A 21,559-nucleotide genomic window follows, 5' to 3' on the forward strand; every position below is an offset into this window, starting at 1 on the left:
CTGGGGGCCGCTCTGGCGGCCCCCTCTGGCGAGCCCGGGCAAAAACGGCTAAAGAGCCGCCATGGCCCCGTCCTCAGATGTGCCAAGCGATCGGCCCGTCCCGGTGGAATTTCCGCCGGGTAGCGTGTGGCTCGTGGGCGCGGGGCCGGGCGATCCGGGCCTGCTCACGCTTCTCGCTGTTGAGGGGCTGCGCCAGGCGGATGTGATCATCTATGACGCATTGGTGGATGAACGGGTCCTCGCGCTGGCCCGTGCCGATGCCGTGCGCGAATTTGCCGGCAAGCGGGCGGGCGCGCCCCAGCCCAGCCAGGCGGAGATCTCCGAGCGTCTCGTGGCACTCGCGGGCGAGGGATACCGGGTGCTGCGCCTCAAGGGGGGCGACCCGTTCGTTTTCGGCCGGGGTGGCGACGAGGCCCTGGCCCTGGCGGCGGCGCATGTCCCGTTTCGCGTGGTGCCCGGCATCACGGCCGGGATCGGCGGGCTCGCCTATGCCGGCATTCCCGTAACCCAGCGCGGCATCAATACCGCCGTAACCTTCGTCACCGGACATATGGCGGGCGGCGACGTGCCGGATCTTGTGGACTGGGAAGGGCTCGCCCGATCGTCGCCGGTGATCGTGATCTATATGGGACTGAACCGGCTGCAGCGGATCGCCGCGCGGCTCATGGCTGGTGGCCGCGCGCGTGACGAGGCGGTGGCGATCGTCAGCCGGGCGACCGGCCCGGGCCAGCGCGTTATTGAGACCACGCTGCAACACGCGGCCGCCGATGCGGAAACGGCTGCACTCACCCCGCCCGCCATTATCGTCGTGGGTCAGGTGGCGCGGTTGCACCCGCTTCTGGCTTGGGCCAACGAAGTTGCCACCACGCCGCCCGAGACCGGGCCGGGAGAAGAAATCGATGACGAAAGCCTCGACTGATGCCCGGACACCGGCGGCCGCGAGCGGCCGCGAGACGGTGGCGCGCTTCACCGAACGAGCCGCGCTGGTCCGTCTCTTCAGCCTTTTCCGGGCCGCCGGGATCGGCCGCGCGGATTTCGCCCTGCTGACGACCGAGGCGGGGGCCGACCGGCTGCTCACCGATTTCTACGAAAAACTCGACCCGGCCTGGCGCGCGAGTCCGGACGGATTCTGCGCGAACTTTCTCGCCCGTCCGGACCCGGCCGAAGCGGCCCCGCCCCTGGCTGCCCTCATGGGGCTGGGCGTGATCGCGTCCGAAAGCGAGGTCCTCGCCAATGGCGGCGCGCTCGCGGGCTGGATCTATGCCGCCGGCCTGGCGCCGCCCGGGCGCCAGCCGTCGCCTGCGGGCGAACCCGATTTCCCGCCGGCAGGTTCGACGCGCGCTGGCGTGCCGCGGTGGGACCCCGGGCCGGACAGCCGGAGTCCGGCGGACTCCCCGGCCGCCTGGATCGCGGCCGGCTTCGCGGCCGAGGATGTTTTCGTGATCGTCGATGAGGCGGTTGCGCCGGCATCGGCGATCTCGGCGCTCCGCGAGGCGGGTCCCCGCGAGATCGCCCCGGTTATACTTGGCCCGGCCCCGGCCGGCCTTTAGTGGAGATGTGCAAATGAACAAGAAACCACTTGTCCTGTCGTCGCTGGCGCTCCTGACGGCCCTCGCCGTCGGCGCCTGGTTCTACACCTATGTCCGAACGCATACGCCGGCACCGGACCAGACCGCGCCGGAGGTGACAATCGGCGGCCCGTTTACGCTGACGGACGAAACCGGCGAGAAATTCTCGAGCGCCGAGCTCACCGGGAAATACTGGCTGGTCTATTTCGGCTTCACCTTCTGCCCCGATATCTGCCCGATGACACTGCAGACGATGACCCAGGCGCTTTTCGCGCTGGAAGAGCGCCGGCCCCAACTGGCGGTGCAAACGGTGCCGGTCTTCATCACCATCGACCCGGAGCGCGATGATGTGGCCGAGATGAGGGCTTACGCGAGCCACTTCCATCCACGCCTCAAGGCGCTCACGGGAACCCCGGCAGAAATCCGGGACGTGGCCCGCGCGTTCAAGATCTATTACGCCAAGGCTGATCCCGAAGGCGGCGCCTATGAGCCCGGGCTGACGGATTACGTGATGGATCACAGTTCGGCCGTTTATCTGATGGGGCCCGATGGCGAGTTCCAGAGCTTTTTCAGCCACACCGCCACCGCGGAAGAGATCGCGGCCGGGATCGAGACTGCGGCCGGCGGGTGAGCGGGCCGGCCGTGCCTAGCCGCAGGGCCGTCCCTCCCCTATAAGGACGGGACTCGCGTTTTCCGGGATCTGCTCCATGCCCCGCCCCGAATCTCTTGCCGTCAGCATCCTGCTGACGGCATTGGTCTCCCTCGGCCCCCTGTCGACAGACATGTATCTGCCGTCCATGCCCGCACTGCGCCAGGTTTTCGGCGCCAGCGTGCCCGAGATCCAGCTGACCCTTTCTGTTTTTCTCGCCGGTTTCGCGATTTCACAGCTCGTCTACGGCCCTCTCTCCGACCGGTTCGGGCGCCGGCCTGTAGTGCTGGGCGGCCTCATGATCTTTGCCGCCGCGAGCACGGCCTGTTCCTTCGCGCCCGATATCGAATGGCTGGTTTTGGGCCGGTTCTTCCAGGCGCTGGGCGCGTGCTGCGGACCGGTCGTGGGGCGCGCCATCGTGCGCGACATCTACGGTCCCACGCGCGCCGCAACCATGCTTGCCTATATGGGCACCGCCATGGGGCTGGCCCCGATGGTCGCCCCGCTGATCGGTGGCTACGTAACAGTGACCTTCGGCTGGCAAGGCAATTTTCTCGTTCTCCTGTTCATCGGGCTGGTCATCCTTGGCGGGATCGGGACGATGCTGAGCGAAACCAACAAATGGCGCGATCACGACGCGCTGCGCCCCGCGACCATTATCCGCAACAGCGCTCTGCTGCTCGGCCATGGCGCATATCTCGGCTATGTCGTGACAGCGGCCCTCGTCTTTTCCGGCCTGTTCGCCTTTATTTCCGGCGCCGCTTTCGTCCTGATCGAGGTGCTGGGCGTGCCGGTCGCCTATTTCGGTTACGCTTTTGGCGCCGTCGTGATCGGCTATATGATCGGGGCCTTCATCCTTGCCCGGCTCAACCACCGGATGGGCATCGACCGGATGATCCTGATCGGCAGCACCACCTGCCTCCTCGCGGGTCTCGCCCTCATCCTGCTGCTCGCCCAGGGGATCGTCACGGTATTCTCCGTCATCCTGCCCATGATGATCTACCTGATGGGGACCGGCATGGTGCTGCCGGCGGCCCAGGCGGGCGCCGTGGGTCCCTTTCCCCGCACGGCCGGGCTGGCCTCGGCGCTTCTGGGGTTCATCCAGATGGCGTCGGCCGCCTTCACGGGCTTCATGGTCGGTGTTTTCGATAACGGCACCGCCTGGCCCATGTCGCTGACCATCGCGCTCATGGGGGGCCTGACCTTCGCCTGGTTCCGGTTCCGGGTGTGGCCGCGACGAGCGGAGAATCCGGGCGCGGGCTAGACGTCGAGATTGACCACTTTCAGGGCATTGTCCTGGATGAACTCGCGACGCGGCTCCACGATATCGCCCATCAGGGTCGAGAAGAGCTGCTGCGCGTCATCGGCATGGTCCACCTTGACCTGCAGAAGCGAGCGCGCGTTGGGGTCGAGCGTGGTTTCCCAGAGCTGGTCGGGATTCATTTCGCCGAGCCCCTTGTAGCGCTGCACCTGGGTCCCCTTGCGCCCCACCTCGGTCACCGCGTCGAACAGGCTGATCGGGCCGGTGATGGTGTATTCCTTGTCCTTGGCGACAAGTTTGCCATGCTTGGCATAGGCTTTTTGCAGTTCGCCAACCATCTCGTCGAGCGCGCGGGCCTCCTGGCTGGGGACGAGAGAGGCGTCGATCTCGATCCGCTCGGTGACACCGCGCAGCGTTCGCGTGAAGGTGAGCGCGTCCGCGTCGCCCACCCGCCCGGTCCAGCCGCGCTCCAGCGGCGGCGCGAGCGCGTCGAGGCGCTTGGCGGTATAATCGGCAACCTGGGCGGCCTGATCGCGATCGGCCAGCAATTCGGCGTTGAGTGCACCCAGGATGGCCGCCTGCTCCACCACGTCGCTGTTACCCACCTTGCGTGCCAGCGGTTCGATCAATTGCTTGGCGCGTCGCGCGCGCTCGACGAAGTGCCGAAGATCCTCGCCTGACATCTGTGTGCCGTCGAACAGCGTGAGGACGGCTTCCTCCATCGCCGCGCCGATCAGGTAATCCTGAAGCAGCCGATCATCCTTGAGATAGGTTTCGGACTTGCCGCGCTTGACGCGGTAGAGGGGCGGCTGGGCGATGAAAAGATGGCCGCGCTCGATGATCTCGGGCATCTGGCGGAAAAAGAATGTCAGCAACAGGGTCCGGATATGGCTGCCGTCGACATCGGCGTCCGTCATGATGATGATCTTGTGGTAGCGCAGCTTCGAGATGCTGAACTCCTCGCTGCCGATGCCCGTGCCCAGGGCCGCGATCAGCGTGCCGATTTCAGCCGAGCCGAGCATCTTGTCGAACCGTGCGCGTTCGACGTTGAGGATTTTGCCACGCAGCGGCAGGATCGCCTGGTTGGCCCGCGCGCGACCCTGCTTGGCCGAGCCGCCGGCCGAATCGCCCTCGACGATGAAGAGCTCGCTCTTGGCCGGGTCGCGCTCCTGACAGTCAGCCAGCTTGCCCGGCAGGTTGGCGATATCAAGCGCCCCCTTGCGCCGGGTCAATTCGCGCGCCTTGCGCGCGGCCTCACGCGCGGCCGCCGCCTCGACTGCCTTGGCGATGACGCGCCTGGCGTCCGCCGGGTGCTCCTCGAACCAGCGATCCAGCGCTTCGCCGATCACGCTTTCGACCGCGGGCCTGACCTCGCTCGAGACCAGTTTTTCCTTGGTCTGGGAGGAGAATTTGGGGTCCGGCACCTTGATAGAAAGGACACAGGTAAGGCCCTCGCGCGCATCGTCGCCCGACAGCGATACCTTTTCGCGCTTGGCGATTCCCGATTCGGTGGCGAAGCGGTTGACGGTGCGTGTCAGCGCGCCGCGGAAGCCGGCCAGATGGGTGCCGCCATCACGCTGGGGAATGTTGTTGGTGAAGCAAAGCATGGTCTCGTGATAGCTGTCCGTCCACTCCATGGCCGCTTCGACGGTAATGCCGTCACGCTCGCTGCTGGTGTAGATAGCGGGGCTGTGAAGCGGCTGACGGCTACGATCGAGATAGGAGACGAACGCCTTGACGCCGCCGTCGTAGTGAAGCTCCACGACCTTGGGGTCAACCCGGCGCGCGTCGGTAAGAATGATCGTCACGCCCGAGTTCAGAAAGGCCAGTTCGCGCAGGCGATGCTCGAGCGTGTCGAAGTTGAACTCGGTGATGCTGAACACCTCGTCCGAAGGCTTGAAGGTGATCTCCGTCCCGGTGCGACCCTCGCTGTCGGCGACCACGGCCAGGGGAGCGTCCGGATCGCCGTTGGAGAATCGCATCTTGTGGGTTTTGCCGCCGCGCGAGATCGTCAGGTCGAGCCGCGAGGACAGCGCGTTGACCACGGAGACGCCGACACCATGCAGCCCGCCCGAAACCTTGTACGAGTTCTGATCGAATTTGCCGCCGGCGTGAAGCTGGGTCATGATGACCTGCGCCGCCGAGACGCCTTCTTCGGAGTGCATTTCGGTGGGAATGCCGCGCCCGTCATCCACGACCGTGACCGAGCCGTCGCCGTTCAGCGTCACCGAAATGGCCGTGCAATGGCCCGCCAGCGCCTCGTCGATGGAATTGTCGACAACCTCGTAGACCATGTGGTGCAGGCCCGAGCCGTCGTCGGTGTCCCCGATATACATGCCGGGCCGTTTGCGCACGGCCTCCAGGCCACGCAGCACCTTGATCGATTCCGCGCCGTATTCACCCTGCTCGCGCGATGGCTCGGCTGTCGCTTCACTCATGTTCTCAGTCCCGTTATCCCTGCTCACTTGCAACCGTATCTTTTTGGCGCCCTCGTCTTCGACTGACCGCTTCAGGTCGCCGCGCGCGGCTGGATGGCGCCCTCGGCGACACGGAAGAACTGGCCCCGCCCCTTGAGCCCGTCAAACAGCGCCTCGTCCGTGCCCGTCAGCCAGGCCTGACCCCCAAGGCCCTCGAGTTCCCGGAACAGCGCCTCGCGGCGTGTCCCGTCGAGATGCGCCACCACCTCGTCGAGCAGCAGCACCGGCGGCAGGGCATGCTCGAGAGCCTGCAGGCGCGCGACGGACAGCACGATCGAAATCAGAAGCGCCTTCTGCTCGCCGGTGGAGCATTGATCGGCCGGCATGTCCTTCGCCCGGTGGTGCGCCAGCAGATCGGCGCGGTGCGGCCCGTCACACGCGCCGCCCGTCTCGCCATCGATACGCCGGGTCCGGTTCAGGCTCCCGCGATACGAATCTTCCGCCTCCAGGGCGGGGCCATGCGCGAGCGCGTTTTCGAGAAACCCCGTGACCGCCAGCCGCACGCCCGGAAACGCACCCGAATTCTCGGCCGAAGCCCTGTCCAGCCGCGCCACCACCGCCCGCCGGCTGGCCGCGATCGCGACTCCTTCGGCCGCCATGCGCTCCTCGAGCGCGCTCAGCCAGGGACCGTCTACCGGGCGGCCGAACCGCACCCAATCGCGCAGCAGGCGCGATCTTTCGCGCAGCGCGTGCTCGAAAGTGGCGACGCGCCCGGCGTGGTTGGCGTCGAACCCGGCCACGATCCGGTCAAGAAACCGCCGGCGCTGCGCCGCCGATTCGGCAAAGATCCGATCCATATCCGGGGTCAGCCATAATGCGTTCATCACATCGGCGAGCGGGGCCTGGCCGCGCCTCAACCGGCCATCGATCCGGACCACCCGGCGCCCGCTCCTTTCACGTGCCGCCGTTTCCCGCGCCGCATGCCCCTCTCCCGCACGCGTGTCGTCGCCCGCGTCCGCATCGTCACGACCGTCCGCCGGGCCCGGCCTTTCGCCGGTGCCGATCTCGACCGGACCGAGCGGCCCCTCGATCCTGGCCGCAATCGCCCAGGGGCTGGCGCCGCCCCGCGTGCGCAGTTCCGAAATTCGCGCCCGGCGCAGGCCGCGGCCCGGCACCAGCAGCGAGAGCGCCTCGAGCAGGTTGGTCTTGCCCGCCCCGTTCGGCCCCGTCAGCACCACCGGTCCCGGCCCCATTTCGAAGCGCAGCCCCGGGTAGCAGCGGAAGTTGGCGAGATCGAGACGGCTGACCGTCAGGCTTTCGAACGCACCCGCGGCGCTGGCGCCGGTCGATCGTTCCGGGCTGACCCGGACCTGACTCTGGTTTTGGTTCGGACTCGTCACACGCGCATCGGCATCAGGACGTAAAGGGCGCCGGGGTCGGACAGGTCACGCACCACCGTGGGCGAGGCCGCGTCGGCCATGGCGAATTGTGCCCCGTTGGCGTCAATCTGCTGAGCGATATCAAGCAGGTAGCGGGAATTGAATCCGATCTCGATGGCATCCGACTCATAACTCACCTCGAGCTCTTCCGAGGCCGTACCGTTCTCCGGGCTGGTCGCCGAGATGGTCAGCCCCTTGGGCTGCACCGCCAGCTTCACGGCGCGCGATTTTTCCGTCGAGATGGTCGCTACCCGATCCACCGCTTCGGCGAACAGCTTGCAATCGAGTTCGAGAATTTTGTCGTTGTCGGGCGGAATGACCCGGTTGTAATCGGGGAAGGTGCCGTCGATCAGCTTCGAGGTCAGCACCACGTGATCGAAGGCGAAGGAAATCTTGATGTCGGAAAGCGCGACTTCCACCTCGCCGTCGGTGTCCTCGATCAGCTTGCGCAATTCGCCCACCGTCTTGCGCGGAATGATAATACCGGGCATGTCGGCCGCGCCGTCGGGCAGCGCGGCATCGACGCGCGCCAGCCGGTGACCGTCGGTCGCCACGGCGCGCAGGGCCGGCTTGCCATCCTCCGTCTCGGCCGCATGAAGGTATATGCCGTTGAGGTAATAGCGCGTTTCCTCGGTCGAAATGGCGAAGCGCGTGCGGTCGATCAGACTGCGCAGATCAGCCGCCGGAATGGTGAATTTATGCGGCAGGTCGCCTGCGCTGAGCGACGGAAAATCCCCCACCGGCAGGCAGGCGAGACGGAATTTCGAGCGCCCGGCCTGCAGGTGGAGCTGGCCCTTCTCGCCGTCCTGGCTGATCTGGATTTCCGAGCCGTCCGGCAGCTTGCGCACGATATCGTAGAGCGTATGGGCCGGTGCCGTCGTGGTCCCGCCCTGGCTCACCTTGGCCGTGGCGGTTTCGACAATCGCGATATCCATATCCGTCGCCGTCAGGCCGAGACCATCCTCGCCCGCCTCTATGCGCACGTTGGAGAGGATTGGTATCGTGGTCCGGCGCTCGACGACGCTTTGGACATGCGCCAGGGATTTCAGAAGTTCGGAGCGTTCGATTGTGAGTTTCATATCTGAGAACGTACTTTCAAGAACACACGAGCAAGGGGCGCAGCGGATAGCCCTGGTCACCCGGCCACCGCCCGCGACGGAGGAACGGCACCCCCGGAACGGCGCCGGCAGGTCGGCCGTTGCAACGGGGGCTGTTGCCGGGCGGCATTATAGCAGAATCTGGCTAAAACCCTACGGATTTCAGCCCCCTGAGCCGGCTATAACCTATTGAAATATATTAATGAATCCGGCCCGCCTTTTGCCCTTGCCCGGCGCCGGGACGTGCCGCCCGCCAGGGCCGCGAAGCGGGCCCCGGAAAGCCGGCGGGCGGGTCAGTTTTCGAGCATCCGGCGAAGCAGGTGCACGTCCTCGGCGAAGGAATTGTCGCTTCCCACAAGCTCGTCCACCTTGCGCACCGCGTGCATGACGGTGGTGTGGTCGCGCCCGCCGAATTTGCGTCCGATTTCAGGTAGCGAGCGCTGGGTGAGCTGCTTGCACAGATACATCGCCACCTGGCGCGGGCGGGCCACCGCCCGCGCGCGGCGGGCCGAGTGCATGTCGGAAAGACGGATATTGAAGTGCTCGGCGACGCGTTTCTGAATCTCCTCGATGGTAATCCGCCGTTCATTCGCCCGCAGCAGGTCGTGCAGCACTTCCTGGGTGTGTTCCAGCGTGACCGGCCGGCCGACGAGCTGGGCGTGGGCGGCGATGCGGTTAAGCGCGCCCTCGAGCTCGCGCACGTTTGAGGTGATCTTGTGGCCGAGAAATTCGAGCACCTTTTCCGGCACATCGATTTTGAGCTCTTCCGCCTTGGCCTGGAGGATGCCCATGCGCAGCTCGTAAGTGGTGGGGTGGATATCGGCGACGAGCCCCCAGCCGAGGCGCGAGCGCAGCCGCTCCTCCATGCCCTCAAGGTCAGTCGGCGACTTGTCCGCCGAGATCACAACCTGATGGTTCTGATCCACCAGTGCATTGAAAGTATGGAAGAATTCTTCCTGTGTGGATTCCTTGCCGATGATGAACTGAACGTCGTCGATCATCAGCACGTCCACCTGGCGGAACTGTTCCTTGAACGCCATGGTGTCGCGGAAGCGCAGCGCGCGGATGAACAGATACATGAATTTTTCGGCCGAAAGATACACCACCCGCCGATTGGGATCGCGCGCCCGGATATGCCAGGCGATGGCATGCATCAGATGGGTCTTGCCGAGCCCGACGCCGCCATAGAGGAAGAGCGGATTAAACGGCACGACAGGCGACTCGGCGCAGCGCCGGGCCGCGGCAAAGGCCAACTCGTTGGAATTGCCGACGACAAAATTGGCAAAGGTGAAGCGCGAATCGAGAGGTCCGCCGAAATCGGCATAATTTGCGCCGTCGCCCCGGACTTCGGCTCTGAAATCCGCCTTGATGCCAGCCTGATGGCGCCCGCCATCGGCGCCCGCCTGACCGCCGGCCAAGACCTGGCCATCGATGGTTTGCGGACCGGCTGCCTGGGCGGCGATCGTCGCGACGTCGAATTCGATCACCTCGATTTCGGGACGCTCGGCCCGCCACAGCTCCCGGATCCGGTCGCCGTAATGGTCACTCACCCAATCGCGAATGAAGCGGGTTGGCGCCGCAAGGTGGATTTCGCCCGCGCCGTCGCCCACCAGGACCAGCGGCTTGAGCCAGCTCCTGTAGGTTTCCTCTCCGACTTCCTTGCGGATCACCGCCCGGACGCGAGCCCACTCACCCTGGATATCCCGACCTTCGACAGACTTGACCATCTGCAACTCTTACAGCCCCCTCAAAACCCGCCGCCGTCTGAAACCGGCGCGCAGCGTACTTGTCTCAGCTTCCCGGCTTCCCAGCTTCCCGGTCTCCGGCCTGTCCGCGCTGGACGGCCTCTCGGTATCCTGTCCAGCCGTGTCTGGCTCCTCGATTCGCGCCTGATATTCCCAAACCGTCATTTTTGTATCCAGGGCAGACCGGCGGCTTTCCAGCCAGCGAGCCGTCCCCGATGGTGCTGATCATCCGGCGGCCCCTCGAAGCCGTCGGAGATGTTGAAGCACTTGGTCAGCCCGGCCGCCGTCAGCGCCTTCGCGGCCGCTTCCGAGCGCGCTCCGGACCGGCACAGGAAGAGGACCGGCGCATCCCGATCCGGTGCCTGTGCCTTGACCGCGTCAACGAAATTCGGATTGAGATCGCCCGACGGGAACTGCTGCCACTCGATGAAGGCGGGCTCCTTGCCGATGTCACTCAGCGCCGGCACACCGACCCAGTTCCATTCCGCTCGGGTCCGGACGTCCACGAGAAGCGCATCCTCATGTTCCTTGAGAATCCGCCAGGCTTCCTGGACTGTCACGTCCCCGGCGTAACTGCCGTCTGAAGCCGCACCGTGGCTCACTCCGCGATCCCCCAAAAACAACCGGTCCCAGCCGGGACCACCCCAGAGACAAATGAAGACACGGGCAAATTCCGAGACGACGCCTTTTGGCGAAAAGATTGTTCCCGATCAGATCATGGGCGGGTGGCGGGTGGCGGGTGGCAAGTGCCGGTGGCGGGAACGCTTCCGAACGCTTCTGGTGTCTCCGCCCGCGTCCGCTGTCCCTGCCGTATTTGTTACCGTCGACTTCCCGCCGCAAGCGAACCCGTTGCAAGCGAACCCATCGCAAGCGAGCCCATCAATGTCGGCTCTTTATATTTTTTGCAGTCCCCAGCTTCGTCTCTCGTGTTCAGTATTTGCGTCTCGTGCGTCCGTGCCCTCAAGCGAGTGTCGAGTCTTCCTGCAGAGGAGTCGAAGTCGCGTCCGACATTGGCGAACTCTTAAAAAAGATCGACACCAACTTTCCCTGAATTGCGGTCCTGAAATCCTGGGCGGGATCCTCCCGCCCCCAGATGAGGATCGACAATCTAAACTCACTCCCCGGGAGGGACAACGCGTTAGACTGCGTTCAGGGGAAAAAAATTTTATCCGAATCGATTCTTCCCGGTTGACATAATCGGACTCATTTTCAGTACAGCGGGTTAGCGCCGCCGTGAACCGGCGGGCTATTCCGATGTCCCCCGATTAGGAGCGGGATCCGTTCTTCGCGAACGAAAACGACCGCCCGTCAGGTTGCGGGCGGTCGGTCTGGTGTTTGCGCCGCGAAAGGCAAAAGGCGGCGCGCGTTATCAGGTCTTGAATATCAAAGCGCCGCTATGCGCTTGGCCAGTCGTGAAACGTTGCGGCTGGCCGTGCGCCAATGCAGCACGCCGCGACGAACGCCGCGGGCCAGTTCCGGTTCCGCCGCGCGAAGCGCCGCTGTCGCAGCCGCCTTGTCGCCGGTTGCGATAGCGGTCTGCACGTTCTTCACGTAGGTACGAATGCGCGTTGTTCGGGCGCGGTTCTCGGCCGTGCGCCGTTCGTCCTGACGGATGCGTTTGCGGGCGGATTTGATGTTGGCCATCTTTGGAAGATCCGAGTCTGCTGGCGTTGAGGCGCGGTTTATAGCCGCCGTGCCCGGCGGCGTCAACGGGCGGGATAGCCCCCTGAAAACAGGCGGAAATACGGGCGCTGGCCGGCCGGGCGCGCCCGTGTCGCGGGCTGGCCCGGCGGCCCGTCAGCGATGACGGAAATCCGGCTTTCTCTTTTCCATAAAGGCGCGCATGCCTTCTTTTTGATCTTCGGTCGCAAAAGTTGCGTGGAAAAGACGGCGCTCCAGCCGGATTCCCTCCGCCAGGGATGTTTCGAACGCGGCATTGACGGCCTCCTTTGCCATCATGACCGACGGCCGCGAAAAGGCGGCGATCTTTCCGGCCAGTCTGACTGCTTCGTCCACCAGCTCCCCCGACGGCACGATGCGCGCGACCAGCCCGGCCCGTTCGGCCTCCTCGGCCTCCATCATCCGGCCCGTCAGGCAGAGTTCCATCGCCTTGGATTTGCCGACCGCGCGGGTAAGACGCTGGGTACCCCCGGCGCCAGGCAGAATACCAAGTGTTATTTCGGGCTGTCCGAATTTGGCCGTGTCGCCGGCGAGAATGAGATCGCACATCATGGCCAGTTCGCATCCGCCTCCAAGCGCGAACCCGGCGACGGCTGCAATGACCGGTTTGCGGCAGCGCGTGATGCGTTCCCAATCCCTGGTAATGAAATCTTCACCATAAGCTTCGGCAAAGCTCTTGCCGGCCATCTCCTTGATATCGGCCCCGGCGGCAAAGGCCTTCTCGCCGCCCGTGAGGACGATGGCGCCAATCGCGTCATCCGCTTCGAAAGCGTCGAGCACGGTATTGAGTTCGCCGATCAGCGCGCTGTTGAGCGCGTTCAGCGCCTCCGGCCGGTTCAGCGTGATCAGGCCGACCCGCTCGCGGGTTTCTACAATCAGAGTTTCGTAAGTGGCTGTCGTCATTTCCGTCTCCGGCTGATGGGCGGCGCGCCGGACCCCGGCGGTCCGTCACCGCTGCTTTTGCAGTGCAATATTGTGCTTCTGCCTAAGCGCTCGCCGCGCCCAGCGCAAGGCTCGGGTGAGGGGCGAGCGGTCAGCCGCCCTGACCGGCGGCGGGCCCGAGGCGGAAGGACACGGTGGCAAGGCCCTCGCCCGCCTCGACCGTGAGCTCGAGGATCTCATCCTCGCGGCGAAAGCGCCGGGGCGCCACTTCGCGCCACCCGAGCTGGGGCAGGGTGGTGCGGTAGAATGCGAGAATTTCGGCCGGCTCGATCGGGCCCGCGGCAACGCCCTGCACGATCCGTCCGGCCGGGCTGTCGAACACCATTCCCGCCTCCGCCACCGGCGACAGGCCCTGCATGAGCGGCAGGTCGTCCACCCCCTCGACGAACTCGACGGCCGCGGAAGAGCCGGCCAGCAAGGCAATGGCCAGGGCGGCCGCGAGGGCGAGGGTTGCGGTCAGCGGGGCGGCGGGATACCGGAGCCGGAAAGGGCGGGTCATGGGAGACAGTCTAACGCTGGCGTTCGGCACAATAAAAGGTCGACCGGCCCGACTGAACGATCCGTCGGATCACACGCCCGCACCGACAGTCCGGGCAGGTCTCCCCGGCCCGGCCATAGACGGCGAAGCGGTGCTGGAAATAGCCCAGTTCGCCCGTCGGGCTCACATGATCGCGCAGCGAGGAGCCACCGGCGCCGATCGCCTCGACCAGCACATCGTGAATGGCGCCGGCGAGCCTGTCCGCCCGTTTGCCCTGCACGCTCGCCGCCTGGCGGCGGGGCGAGAGACCGGCGCGGAACAATGCCTCGCAGACATAGATATTGCCGAGACCGGCGATTACCCGCTGATCGAGCAATGCCGCCTTGATCGGCGTGCGCTTGCCCTTGAGCCGCGGCGCCAGAATCGCGCCCGAAAGGGTTCGTTCGCCCGCCAGACCGATGGGCTCGGGACCGAGGGCGCGAAAAAAACGGTGCTCGGCGAGGGCCCCCGGCAGAGCGTAATCCAGCAGGCCGAAGCGGCGCGCATCGTTGAAGCGCCACTCCGTGCCATCATCCATGGTGAAGATGACGTGATCGTGCTTGCCGGGCGGGGACAGGCGGGCCGCCTCGGCCGGCCCGCTCACGCGCATCCGCCCCGACATGCCGAGATGCGCGATCAGCACCCCGCCATCGTCGAGATGGAGGAGAAGATACTTTGCCCGCCGGCCGAAGCGCGCGATGCGCCGCCCGGCCAACGTCTCGCCAAGCCCGGGCGGAAAGGGAAAGCGCAGATCCGCGCGGCGCAACTTCACGCAGGCGAAACGCCTGCCCGCGAGGCCGGCTTCGAGGGCAAGACGAACGGTTTCGACTTCGGGCAACTCGGGCATGCGCCGTAACGTAGCCTGAACCCGAACCCTGCGCTATGGTCCGACCATGACCGAGCCGCCATCCCAAAGCCCGCCCGAACACCCGGCCCGACAGCCGGGCGGACCGGCTTCGCCCGGCATCCTCGCCGGCGAGGAGGAGGTCGTCGATTTCGGCTTTGCCCGCGTGCCCCGGGCTGCGCGCGACCGGCTGGTCGGCGACGTCTTCCAGCGCGTCGCCAACCGCTACGACCTGATGAACGATCTCATGAGCGCAGGGCTGCACCGGCTCTGGAAAAACGCCATGGTCTCCTGGCTGGCGCCGCGCGCGGGACGGCGATATGTCGATCTGGCGGGTGGGACGGGCGATATCGCCTTTCGCATCCGGGACCGCATCGCGGAAACCCGCCGCGCCCTTCCGGCCTCTGCCGGGACCGGGACAGAACCGCCCGTCTGGGTCACCGACATCAATCCCGCCATGCTGGCCCAGGGGCGCGCGCGGGCCGAAAAACGGCTGGACGCAGCGAGCTTCGCCTGGGTGGTCGCCAGCGCCGAGGACCTCCCCTTTGCCCCCGCCTCGGTCGACGGAATCACCATGGCCTTCGGCCTGCGGAATGTGACACGCATTTCGCGCGCACTCCGCGAGGCAAGGCGCGTGCTCCGGCCGGGCGGGCGGTTCCTGTGCCTCGAGTTCAGCCGCGTCACCGTGCCGGTCCTGAGTGAGCTGTATGAACGATACTCCTTTGGAGTCGTGCCCTGGATGGGCGAAATGGTCGCTCATGACCGCGCCGCCTACCAGTATCTGGTGGAAAGCATCCGCCGGTTTCCGGCGCAGGACCGCCTGGCCGACATGATGGCCGAGGCCGGGCTCGCACGGGTTTCCTACCGCAACCTGTCGGGCGGGATCGTGGCCATGCATTCCGGCTGGCGGCTCTAGGCACATGTTTGCGGGCCTTACCCATGCCGTGCGCATCGCCCGGATGGCGGTCACGCTGGCCCGTCACGACGCGCTCTTTCCGCTCACCTTGCTGGGCGCGCCGCGCTGGATCGAGCGCACGCTTATCCGGTTGATCCCGCCGCGCGCCGCCCGCGGCCGGCGGCCGGGCCAGCGTCTCGCGGCCGCGCTGCAGGCGCTTGGGCCGAGCTTCATCAAGTTCGGCCAGAGCCTGGCCACCCGTTCGGACCTGATCGGCGAGGACGTGGCGCGCGACCTGTCGGAATTGCAGGACAAGCTGCCGCCCTTCGCCTTCAGCCATGTCCGGGAAATCATCGGGCTCGAACTGGATCATCCGATCGACGAGATCTTCGAATCCTTCGATCACCGCCCCGTGGCCGCCGCCAGCATCGCGCAGGTTCATTTCGCCGAGCTGAAATCGGGCGAACCGGTCGCCGTCAAGGTGCTGCGCCCCGATATCGCCCGCGCCTTTGCCCGCGACATCGCCTTCTTCCGCTGGCTGGCCCGGCGGATCGAGCGCTTTCAGCCGGATTACCGCCGCCTCAAGCCGGTTGAGGTGGTGGAAACCTTCGCCCATATGGTCACCCTCGAGATGGACCTGCGATATGAGGCGGCCGCGGCTTCGGAGCTGGCCGAGAACTTCGCCGGCGATGCGCGGGTGCACATCCCGAAAATCTACTGGACCCATACCGGGCACAGCGTGCTGACGCTGGAACGAATCGAGGGGATTGCCGTCGACGAGGTGGAGCGGCTGCGTGCCTCGGGACTGGACCCGCGCGAGGTGCTTACCACCGCGTCATCGGTTTTTTTCACTCAGGTCTTCCGCGACGGTTTTTTTCATGCCGATCTGCACCCCGGCAATATCTTCATCGAGTCCGACGGCACTTTCGCGCTGGTCGATTTCGGGATTACCGGCCGGCTCGACCGCGAGACGCGCTATTACCTCGCCGACATGCTGCTCGGCTTTCTCCAGCGTGACTACCGCCGCGTGGCGGAAGTGCATTTCGAGGCCGGCTATATTCCGGCCGACCAGTCGATCGATGCCTTCACCCAGGCCTGCCGCTCCATTGCCGAGCCTATCCTGGGCCTGCCCATGAACCAGATCTCCGTGGCCCGCCTGCTGGGCCAACTGTTCCAGATCACCGAGACGTTCGAGATGGAAGCGCAGCCGCAATTGCTGCTGCTGCAGAAATCCATGCTCGTGGCCGAAGGCATCGGCCGCCGGCTCGATCCGTCGGTGAACATGTGGGAATTGACCCGTCCGTTGATCGAGGACTGGATGCGCGCCCATCGCGGGCCCGAGGCGCGGCTGCGCGATGCGGCCGGAGAGGTCGGGGCCTCCGTGTCGCGGCTGCCCGGCCTTCTTACCGATTTGGAGCGGGCGGTGCGCGACATGATCGCCCATGGTATCCGGCTGCACCCGGAGACGGTAGCGCGGCTGAGAGGGGCTGACGGCGCGAAAGACGGCCGATCCACGCACCGCGCACCGGGCGGTGGCCTTACCCTCGGCCTGGCGCTCGGCCTCTCGGCGGCGGCGCTGCTCCTCGCCCTGGCGGCGCTGTTCTAGGCGCGTCGCCGGGTTCGAGAGCGCCACCTCCTTCGGCCACCCACATATATATGTAGCATTCATTATCAACCCCTATATCTGGAATGAAGGGGATGACGACCGCACGCGCGCGGCCGGCGCTTGCAGAGGACGCGCGCGCTCCCTACAGTCTCGGCGCATTTAACATGCCGAACTTGGAATTTGGGAATGGACCCGATGCTGGCCGGCAAGCGCATCCTTCTGGTCATCACGGGCGGCATCGCTGCCTATAAGAGCCTTTTCCTGATCCGTCGCCTCAAGGAGGCCGGCGCGGAGCTGCGCTGCATCCTGACCCCGGCGGGGGCCGAGTTCGTCACACCCCTGTCGGTGCAGGCCCTTTCGGGCGCCCCCGTTTATCGCGATCTCTTCTCATTGACGGACGAGCACGAGATGGGGCACATCCGCCTCACTCGCGAGACCGATCTCGTTGTCGTGGCGCCGGCCAGCGCCGATTTCCTCGCCAAGATGGCGCTTGGCCGAAGCGACGACCTTGCGTCCACCGTGCTGCTTGCGAATCCGCGCCCGGTCCTCGTGGCCCCGGCCATGAACCATGTCATGTGGGCGCATCCCGCAACGGAAGCCCATCTGGCGACGCTGGTCACGCGCGGGGTGATGATCGCGCCCCCCGGCAAGGGCGAGATGGCCTGCGGCGAGTTCGGTCCCGGCCGGATGGCGGAACCGGAAGAAATCCTCGCCCGGATCACGGATTTTTTTACCTCCGACGCGCCGCTCTCGGGCCGCCACGCGCTCGTGACCAGCGGCCCCACGCATGAGGCGATCGATCCGGTACGATTTATCGCCAATCGCTCCTCCGGCAAGCAGGGCCACGCTATCGCGAAGGCTTTGGCCAGGCTGGGCGCGCGCACGACCCTCGTTTCCGGACCGACATCCCAGCCGGACCCGGCGGGCGTCACGGTGATCCGCGCCGAATCGGCCGAGGACATGCTCGCTGCCTGCCTCGGCGCGCTGCCGGCCGATATCGCCGTCTGTGCCGCCGCCGTGAGCGACTGGCGGCCGAGCGCGGCAGCGCCCGAGAAAATCAAGAAGGGCGGCAACACGGCGCCGCCCGCCATCCGGCTCGCGCCCAACCCGGACATCCTCTGCGAACTCGCCCACGCCGCGAGGCGCCCTGGCCTCGTCATCGGGTTCGCGGCCGAGACGTCGCGGGTGGTCGAGAACGCGCGCGAGAAGCGCCGCAGAAAAGGCTGCGACTGGATCGTGGCCAATGACGTTTCGCACGGGACAGGCGTCTTCGGCGGCGACAGCAATACCGTTCATGTCATTACCGCCGACGGGGTCGAGGACTGGCCGAAACTGACCAAGGACGAGGTGGCCGGGCGCCTGGCCGGGCGCATCGCCGACCATTTCGCCACGTCCGCCGCCTGATCCGCCCGACCCGTCCCGACTGACCCGTCCCGACTGCCCCAAGGAGTTGCCATGGCCGCGCCTGCCCGAGACGACCAGAGTGTGATCGTTTGCCTCCAACGCCTCCCCCATGGCGCCGATCTCCCACTCCCGGCTTATGGCAGCGAGGAGGCGGCGGGCTGCGACGTCGTCGCGGCAGTGACAGAGGACCTGGTTTTGGCGCCGGGGGCGCGGGCCCTGATCCCGACCGGGTTTTGCCTCGATTTGCCGGCCGGCTTCGAGATACAGGTGCGCCCGCGATCGGGCCTCGCGCTCAAGCACGGTATTACGGTGCTGAACGCGCCGGGGACGGTCGATTCCGATTACCGGGGCGAGGTGGGTGTCATCCTGGTCAATCTCGGCGAGGCGCCGTTCACCATCAGCCGCGGCATGCGCATCGCCCAGCTGGTCCTGGCCCCGGTGCTGCGCGCCGGTTGGCGGGAGGTGGCCGAGGTTTCCCCGACCCGGCGGGGCGAGGGCGGATTTGGATCGACGGGCAGCTGACGGGCGGACGCGATGCTGACCCTGCCGAGGAAGCTCATGTTCGCGATCGAGGCGGTCACCGACATCGCCCGCCAGCCGCTTGACCGGCCGGTGCCGAGCCGCGATATCACGAGCCGCCAGGGTATTCCGCCACGCTATCTCGAACAGGTGCTCCAGAAACTGGTGAAGGCCGGCATCCTTTCCGGTATTCGGGGGCCGAAGGGCGGCTACCGGCTGGCGCGCGAAAGGCGGCGCATCACGCTGGCCGACATCGTGCGCGCGGTCGAGGAGGTGGCGCCGGGGCGCGAAGCGACGGCCGGAGGAACGGTGCTGCATCGCCAGGTGATCGCCCCGGTCTGGCAGGACGTGCAGGCGGGGACGCTCGAGCGGCTGGACGAAATTTCGATCGAAGATCTCTGCCTGCGCGCGCAGGCGGCGGGACTTGACGAGGGGGTGGAAAACCCGCTCGACTTCATCATCTAGACAGGATTTGGATCCGGGCCGGGCGAACGCCGTAGGCGGGCCGCAAAATCACGGTATAGTGCGGGACCAGCGGAGGTCGGGAGCCCGCATGCGCGGGCGGGCATGAGGGGCGCGAACACCACACCGAGGCCGAGGCCGTGGCCGCAGCCGCGACCGAGACCGAGACCGAGCTGAAACGATCGAGGAAACAGGGAGACGAATATGGCCGCGAACGGTTCCGCGGAATTCCGGGGACACATCTACGAGAACATCATCGAAACGGTGGGCGCCACGCCGCTGGTCCGACTGTCGCGAATCGCCGAGGCGGAGAACTGCCCGGCCGATATCGTCGGCAAGCTGGAATTCTTTAACCCCCTCGCCTCAGTCAAGGACCGTATCGGATCGGCCATGATCGAAGACGCCGAGAAATCCGGCAAGATCACACCAGGCAAGACGGTGCTGATCGAGCCGACCTCGGGCAATACCGGCATCGCGCTCGCCTTCGTGGCCGCGGCCAAGGGCTACCGGCTGATCCTGACCATGCCGGAAAGCATGTCGATCGAGCGGCGCAAGATGCTCAAGCTGCTTGGGGCCGAACTGGATCTGACGCCGGCGGCGCAGGGGATGCGGGGCGCCATCGAACGGGCCGAGGAATTGCAACGCGAGCTGCCCGACGCCTACATGCTTCAGCAATTCAAGAACCCTGCCAATCCCGAAATTCATCGGCGCACGACGGCGGAGGAAATCTGGAAGGACACCGGCGGCAAGGTGGATGCGGTCATCTCGGGTGTCGGCACGGGCGGCACGATCACCGGCGTCGGCGAGGTCTTGAAGTCGCGCAAGGAGAGCGTCCAGATGATCGCGGTCGAGCCTGAGGACAGCCCGGTCCTGTCGGGCGGCGCGCCGGGGCCGCACAAGATCCAGGGTATTGGCGCCGGTTTCGTGCCGGATATTCTCAAGACGGACCTGATCGACCAGGTCATCACCGTATCCAACGAGACCGCCTTTCAGATGGCGCGCAAGCTCGCCAGGCTCGAAGGCATCCCGGTCGGAATCTCATCCGGCGCGGCGCTCGCCGCCGCTCTCGAGGTGGGTAAACAGGACGGCATGGCCGGCAAAATGATCGTGGCGATCATTCCCTCCTTCGCCGAACGCTACCTGTCCACGGCGCTCTTCGAAGACCTCTAGGCGCCGACGGACCATTGCCATGGCACGGGCGGGCGCGGGAACAGCGCCGCGTCCGGCAGAGGAAGGCATGGATTTTACGGACACCCAGCTTCGCCGCTATGCCCGCCATATCGTGCTGCCCGAAATCGGCGGCGCCGGACAGGAACGCCTGAACCGGGCGAGCGTGCTCGTGATCGGTGCCGGCGGGCTGGGCTCTCCCCTTCTCATGTATCTCGCCGCCGCAGGCGTCGGCCGCCTCGGCATCGTGGATGACGACCGCGTGGAGCTGACCAATCTTCACCGTCAGATCATCCACCGCGAATCGGCGCTGGGCCAATCCAAGCTGGAGAGTGCCCGGCGGACCCTGGCCGACATCAACCCCGATACGCGGGTCGAGCTTCACGAAACCAGATTCTCGGCCGCGAACGCGCTCGATATTCTGGCCGGTTACGACCTCGTAGCCGATGGCAGCGATAATTTCGCGACCCGCTACCTCGCGAATGACGCGGCGATGCTCTCAAAAAAACCGCTGGTGAGTGCCTCCGTTCTCAAATTCGAGGCACAGATCGCGACCTTTCGGGCGTTCGACGGCGGCGGCCGGCCCTGCTATCGCTGCCTTTATCCCGAGGCGCCGGCGCCGGGCACGGTGCCGAGCTGCGCCGAGGGTGGCGTCATGGGGGCCGTGGTCGGCGTGGCCGGATCGCTGCAGGCGAGCGAAGTCATCAAGGAGATTCTCGGCCTGGGCGAAAGCCTGGCCGGACATCTGTTGCTCTATGATGCGCTCGGCACCCGCTTCCGGAAGATTCGCGTGCCGGCCGACCCGGCCTGCCCGCTTTGCGGCGCCAACCCGACGATCCGGGATCTCGGTCACCATGGCGCGTGAGCCACACGCCGAACATGCGATGTCGCCCCTTGCCCTGGTGCTGCATGATGGCGCCTTCGAGCGGGTCCACTACGCCCTCGTCATGGCCAGCGCCGCCTGCGCCCTCGGCCGGCCGGTCATGCTGTTCGTGACGGGCCGGGCACTGCACGCCTTCCGGCGGCCAAAACCTGGCGGCGTGCCGGGCTGGGTCGGGCTGACGAGCAGGGATGGCAGCGAAACCGCGGTCGGGATCGATGACGGCCATGGCCGGCGCGGGCTGGGACGGTTCGAGGAGCTCCTCGCCGCAACGGCGGAGCTCGAGGCGCGGTTCATTGCGTGCGAGATGGGCTTGCTGGGCGAAGATCTGGCGATTTCCGATCTCAGGCCCGATATTCCGTTCGAGGTGGCGGGGATCGTGACGCTCTACAACTGGGCGGGACCTGCCGGCCAGATCGTCTTTATCTAGGCTGACCGGCATCCAGGCCGGCCGGCCGGCGGACCGC

Annotated in this window: 21 protein-coding genes; 12 read left to right on the plus strand and 9 right to left on the minus strand. The window is 66.1% G+C overall.

Annotated elements, in window-relative coordinates:
• Positions 1–61 precede the first annotated feature (61 nt).
• The 4 genes from cobA to RLQ26_07920 all read left to right on the plus strand — a co-directional run bounded on the left by cobA (position 62) and on the right by RLQ26_07920 (position 3,481).
• A complete protein-coding gene (cobA, locus tag RLQ26_07905) occupies positions 62–919 on the plus strand; it encodes a uroporphyrinogen-III C-methyltransferase (GenBank protein ID MEQ9088648.1) in 858 nt (285 codons plus the stop codon).
• The gene (locus RLQ26_07910; GenBank protein MEQ9088649.1) at positions 900–1,550 is read left to right on the plus strand and encodes a hypothetical protein; all 651 of its coding nucleotides are present in this window, start codon (positions 900–902) and stop codon (positions 1,548–1,550) included. Before cobA ends, RLQ26_07910 begins: the two co-directional genes overlap by 20 nt.
• Before the next feature lie 13 nt (positions 1,551–1,563).
• A complete protein-coding gene (locus RLQ26_07915; GenBank protein ID MEQ9088650.1) occupies positions 1,564–2,199 on the plus strand; it encodes an SCO family protein in 636 nt (211 codons plus the stop codon).
• Between the two features lie 76 nt (positions 2,200–2,275).
• Positions 2,276–3,481 (plus strand): multidrug effflux MFS transporter, encoded by a 1,206-nt coding sequence (locus RLQ26_07920; GenBank protein MEQ9088651.1) that lies wholly within the window; start codon positions 2,276–2,278, stop codon positions 3,479–3,481.
• Here RLQ26_07920 and gyrB read toward each other — a convergent pair.
• The 9 genes from gyrB to mutM all read right to left on the minus strand — a co-directional run bounded on the left by gyrB (position 3,478) and on the right by mutM (position 14,162).
• On the minus strand, positions 3,478–5,991 hold the full coding sequence (gene gyrB / locus RLQ26_07925) for a DNA topoisomerase (ATP-hydrolyzing) subunit B (protein MEQ9088652.1): 2,514 nt from the start codon (positions 5,989–5,991) through the stop codon (positions 3,478–3,480). The genes RLQ26_07920 and gyrB overlap by 4 nt on opposite strands.
• On the minus strand, positions 5,988–7,295 hold the full coding sequence (locus RLQ26_07930; protein ID MEQ9088653.1) for a DNA replication/repair protein RecF: 1,308 nt from the start codon (positions 7,293–7,295) through the stop codon (positions 5,988–5,990). Before RLQ26_07930 ends, gyrB begins: the two co-directional genes overlap by 4 nt.
• Positions 7,292–8,413: a DNA polymerase III subunit beta gene (gene dnaN, locus RLQ26_07935; GenBank protein ID MEQ9088654.1), complete on the minus strand. Its 1,122-nt coding sequence runs from the start codon at positions 8,411–8,413 to the stop codon at positions 7,292–7,294. Before dnaN ends, RLQ26_07930 begins: the two co-directional genes overlap by 4 nt.
• 311 nt (positions 8,414–8,724) lie before the next feature.
• Positions 8,725–10,158, minus strand: coding sequence for a chromosomal replication initiator protein DnaA (gene dnaA, locus RLQ26_07940; protein MEQ9088655.1), 1,434 nt, complete (start codon positions 10,156–10,158; stop codon positions 8,725–8,727).
• 179 nt (positions 10,159–10,337) lie between these two features.
• The gene (locus RLQ26_07945; GenBank protein ID MEQ9088656.1) at positions 10,338–10,778 is read right to left on the minus strand and encodes a rhodanese-like domain-containing protein; all 441 of its coding nucleotides are present in this window, start codon (positions 10,776–10,778) and stop codon (positions 10,338–10,340) included.
• Positions 10,779–11,559: 781 nt separating this feature from the next.
• Positions 11,560–11,820, minus strand: a complete 261-nt coding sequence (gene rpsT / locus RLQ26_07950; GenBank protein MEQ9088657.1) for a 30S ribosomal protein S20 — start codon at positions 11,818–11,820, stop codon at positions 11,560–11,562.
• A 153-nt stretch (positions 11,821–11,973) separates the two neighbouring features.
• The gene (locus RLQ26_07955) at positions 11,974–12,759 is read right to left on the minus strand and encodes an enoyl-CoA hydratase (GenBank protein ID MEQ9088658.1); all 786 of its coding nucleotides are present in this window, start codon (positions 12,757–12,759) and stop codon (positions 11,974–11,976) included.
• Between the two features lie 130 nt (positions 12,760–12,889).
• The gene (locus RLQ26_07960; protein MEQ9088659.1) at positions 12,890–13,297 is read right to left on the minus strand and encodes a hypothetical protein; all 408 of its coding nucleotides are present in this window, start codon (positions 13,295–13,297) and stop codon (positions 12,890–12,892) included.
• Between the two features lie 10 nt (positions 13,298–13,307).
• The gene (gene mutM, locus RLQ26_07965; protein ID MEQ9088660.1) at positions 13,308–14,162 is read right to left on the minus strand and encodes a bifunctional DNA-formamidopyrimidine glycosylase/DNA-(apurinic or apyrimidinic site) lyase; all 855 of its coding nucleotides are present in this window, start codon (positions 14,160–14,162) and stop codon (positions 13,308–13,310) included.
• 46 nt (positions 14,163–14,208) lie between these two features.
• On the opposite strand from mutM, the gene RLQ26_07970 reads away from it, so the two are divergent.
• The 8 genes from RLQ26_07970 to RLQ26_08005 all read left to right on the plus strand — a co-directional run bounded on the left by RLQ26_07970 (position 14,209) and on the right by RLQ26_08005 (position 21,522).
• Positions 14,209–15,075, plus strand: coding sequence for a class I SAM-dependent methyltransferase (locus RLQ26_07970; protein ID MEQ9088661.1), 867 nt, complete (start codon positions 14,209–14,211; stop codon positions 15,073–15,075).
• A 4-nt stretch (positions 15,076–15,079) separates the two neighbouring features.
• On the plus strand, positions 15,080–16,660 hold the full coding sequence (ubiB, locus tag RLQ26_07975) for a 2-polyprenylphenol 6-hydroxylase (protein MEQ9088662.1): 1,581 nt from the start codon (positions 15,080–15,082) through the stop codon (positions 16,658–16,660).
• A 195-nt stretch (positions 16,661–16,855) separates the two neighbouring features.
• A complete protein-coding gene (gene coaBC, locus RLQ26_07980; GenBank protein MEQ9088663.1) occupies positions 16,856–18,064 on the plus strand; it encodes a bifunctional phosphopantothenoylcysteine decarboxylase/phosphopantothenate--cysteine ligase CoaBC in 1,209 nt (402 codons plus the stop codon).
• A gap of 51 nt (positions 18,065–18,115) precedes the next feature.
• Positions 18,116–18,586 (plus strand): dUTP diphosphatase, encoded by a 471-nt coding sequence (dut, locus tag RLQ26_07985; protein ID MEQ9088664.1) that lies wholly within the window; start codon positions 18,116–18,118, stop codon positions 18,584–18,586.
• A gap of 12 nt (positions 18,587–18,598) precedes the next feature.
• Positions 18,599–19,048 (plus strand): Rrf2 family transcriptional regulator, encoded by a 450-nt coding sequence (locus RLQ26_07990; GenBank protein MEQ9088665.1) that lies wholly within the window; start codon positions 18,599–18,601, stop codon positions 19,046–19,048.
• A 201-nt stretch (positions 19,049–19,249) separates the two neighbouring features.
• Entirely contained in the window at positions 19,250–20,215 is a 966-nt protein-coding gene (cysK, locus tag RLQ26_07995) for a cysteine synthase A (protein MEQ9088666.1), read from the plus strand.
• 67 nt (positions 20,216–20,282) lie between these two features.
• Positions 20,283–21,077 carry a molybdopterin-synthase adenylyltransferase MoeB gene (moeB, locus tag RLQ26_08000; GenBank protein MEQ9088667.1) on the plus strand — a complete coding sequence of 265 codons (795 nt, stop codon included), beginning with the start codon at positions 20,283–20,285 and terminating at the stop codon, positions 21,075–21,077.
• Positions 21,067–21,522, plus strand: a complete 456-nt coding sequence (locus RLQ26_08005; protein ID MEQ9088668.1) for a hypothetical protein — start codon at positions 21,067–21,069, stop codon at positions 21,520–21,522. Before moeB ends, RLQ26_08005 begins: the two co-directional genes overlap by 11 nt.
• Positions 21,523–21,559: the final 37 nt, after the last annotated feature.

It is taken from the genome of Alphaproteobacteria bacterium (assembly GCA_040220875.1).
Taxonomy (GTDB): Bacteria; Pseudomonadota; Alphaproteobacteria; order JAVJVX01; family JAVJVX01; genus JAVJVX01.

Excerpts from the sequence above, each read along its gene's own strand:
- coaBC (MEQ9088663.1), top strand. The coding sequence starts at position 16,856 with ATGCTGGCCGGCAAGCGCATCCTTCTGGTCATCACGGGCGGCATCGCT.
- RLQ26_07990 (MEQ9088665.1), top strand. The coding sequence starts at position 18,599 with ATGCTGACCCTGCCGAGGAAGCTCATGTTCGCGATCGAGGCGGTCACC.
- mutM (MEQ9088660.1), bottom strand. The coding sequence starts at position 14,162 with ATGCCCGAGTTGCCCGAAGTCGAAACCGTTCGTCTTGCCCTCGAAGCC.
- cobA (MEQ9088648.1), top strand. The coding sequence starts at position 62 with ATGGCCCCGTCCTCAGATGTGCCAAGCGATCGGCCCGTCCCGGTGGAA.
- RLQ26_07955 (MEQ9088658.1), bottom strand. The coding sequence starts at position 12,759 with ATGACGACAGCCACTTACGAAACTCTGATTGTAGAAACCCGCGAGCGG.
- RLQ26_07960 (MEQ9088659.1), bottom strand. The coding sequence starts at position 13,297 with ATGACCCGCCCTTTCCGGCTCCGGTATCCCGCCGCCCCGCTGACCGCA.
- dut (MEQ9088664.1), top strand. The coding sequence starts at position 18,116 with ATGGCCGCGCCTGCCCGAGACGACCAGAGTGTGATCGTTTGCCTCCAA.
- cysK (MEQ9088666.1), top strand. The coding sequence starts at position 19,250 with ATGGCCGCGAACGGTTCCGCGGAATTCCGGGGACACATCTACGAGAAC.
- moeB (MEQ9088667.1), top strand. The coding sequence starts at position 20,283 with ATGGATTTTACGGACACCCAGCTTCGCCGCTATGCCCGCCATATCGTG.
- RLQ26_08005 (MEQ9088668.1), top strand. The coding sequence starts at position 21,067 with ATGGCGCGTGAGCCACACGCCGAACATGCGATGTCGCCCCTTGCCCTG.
- RLQ26_07915 (MEQ9088650.1), top strand. The coding sequence starts at position 1,564 with ATGAACAAGAAACCACTTGTCCTGTCGTCGCTGGCGCTCCTGACGGCC.
- rpsT (MEQ9088657.1), bottom strand. The coding sequence starts at position 11,820 with ATGGCCAACATCAAATCCGCCCGCAAACGCATCCGTCAGGACGAACGG.
- RLQ26_07920 (MEQ9088651.1), top strand. The coding sequence starts at position 2,276 with ATGCCCCGCCCCGAATCTCTTGCCGTCAGCATCCTGCTGACGGCATTG.
- RLQ26_07910 (MEQ9088649.1), top strand. The coding sequence starts at position 900 with ATGACGAAAGCCTCGACTGATGCCCGGACACCGGCGGCCGCGAGCGGC.
- dnaN (MEQ9088654.1), bottom strand. The coding sequence starts at position 8,413 with ATGAAACTCACAATCGAACGCTCCGAACTTCTGAAATCCCTGGCGCAT.
- RLQ26_07970 (MEQ9088661.1), top strand. The coding sequence starts at position 14,209 with ATGACCGAGCCGCCATCCCAAAGCCCGCCCGAACACCCGGCCCGACAG.
- ubiB (MEQ9088662.1), top strand. The coding sequence starts at position 15,080 with ATGTTTGCGGGCCTTACCCATGCCGTGCGCATCGCCCGGATGGCGGTC.
- dnaA (MEQ9088655.1), bottom strand. The coding sequence starts at position 10,158 with ATGGTCAAGTCTGTCGAAGGTCGGGATATCCAGGGTGAGTGGGCTCGC.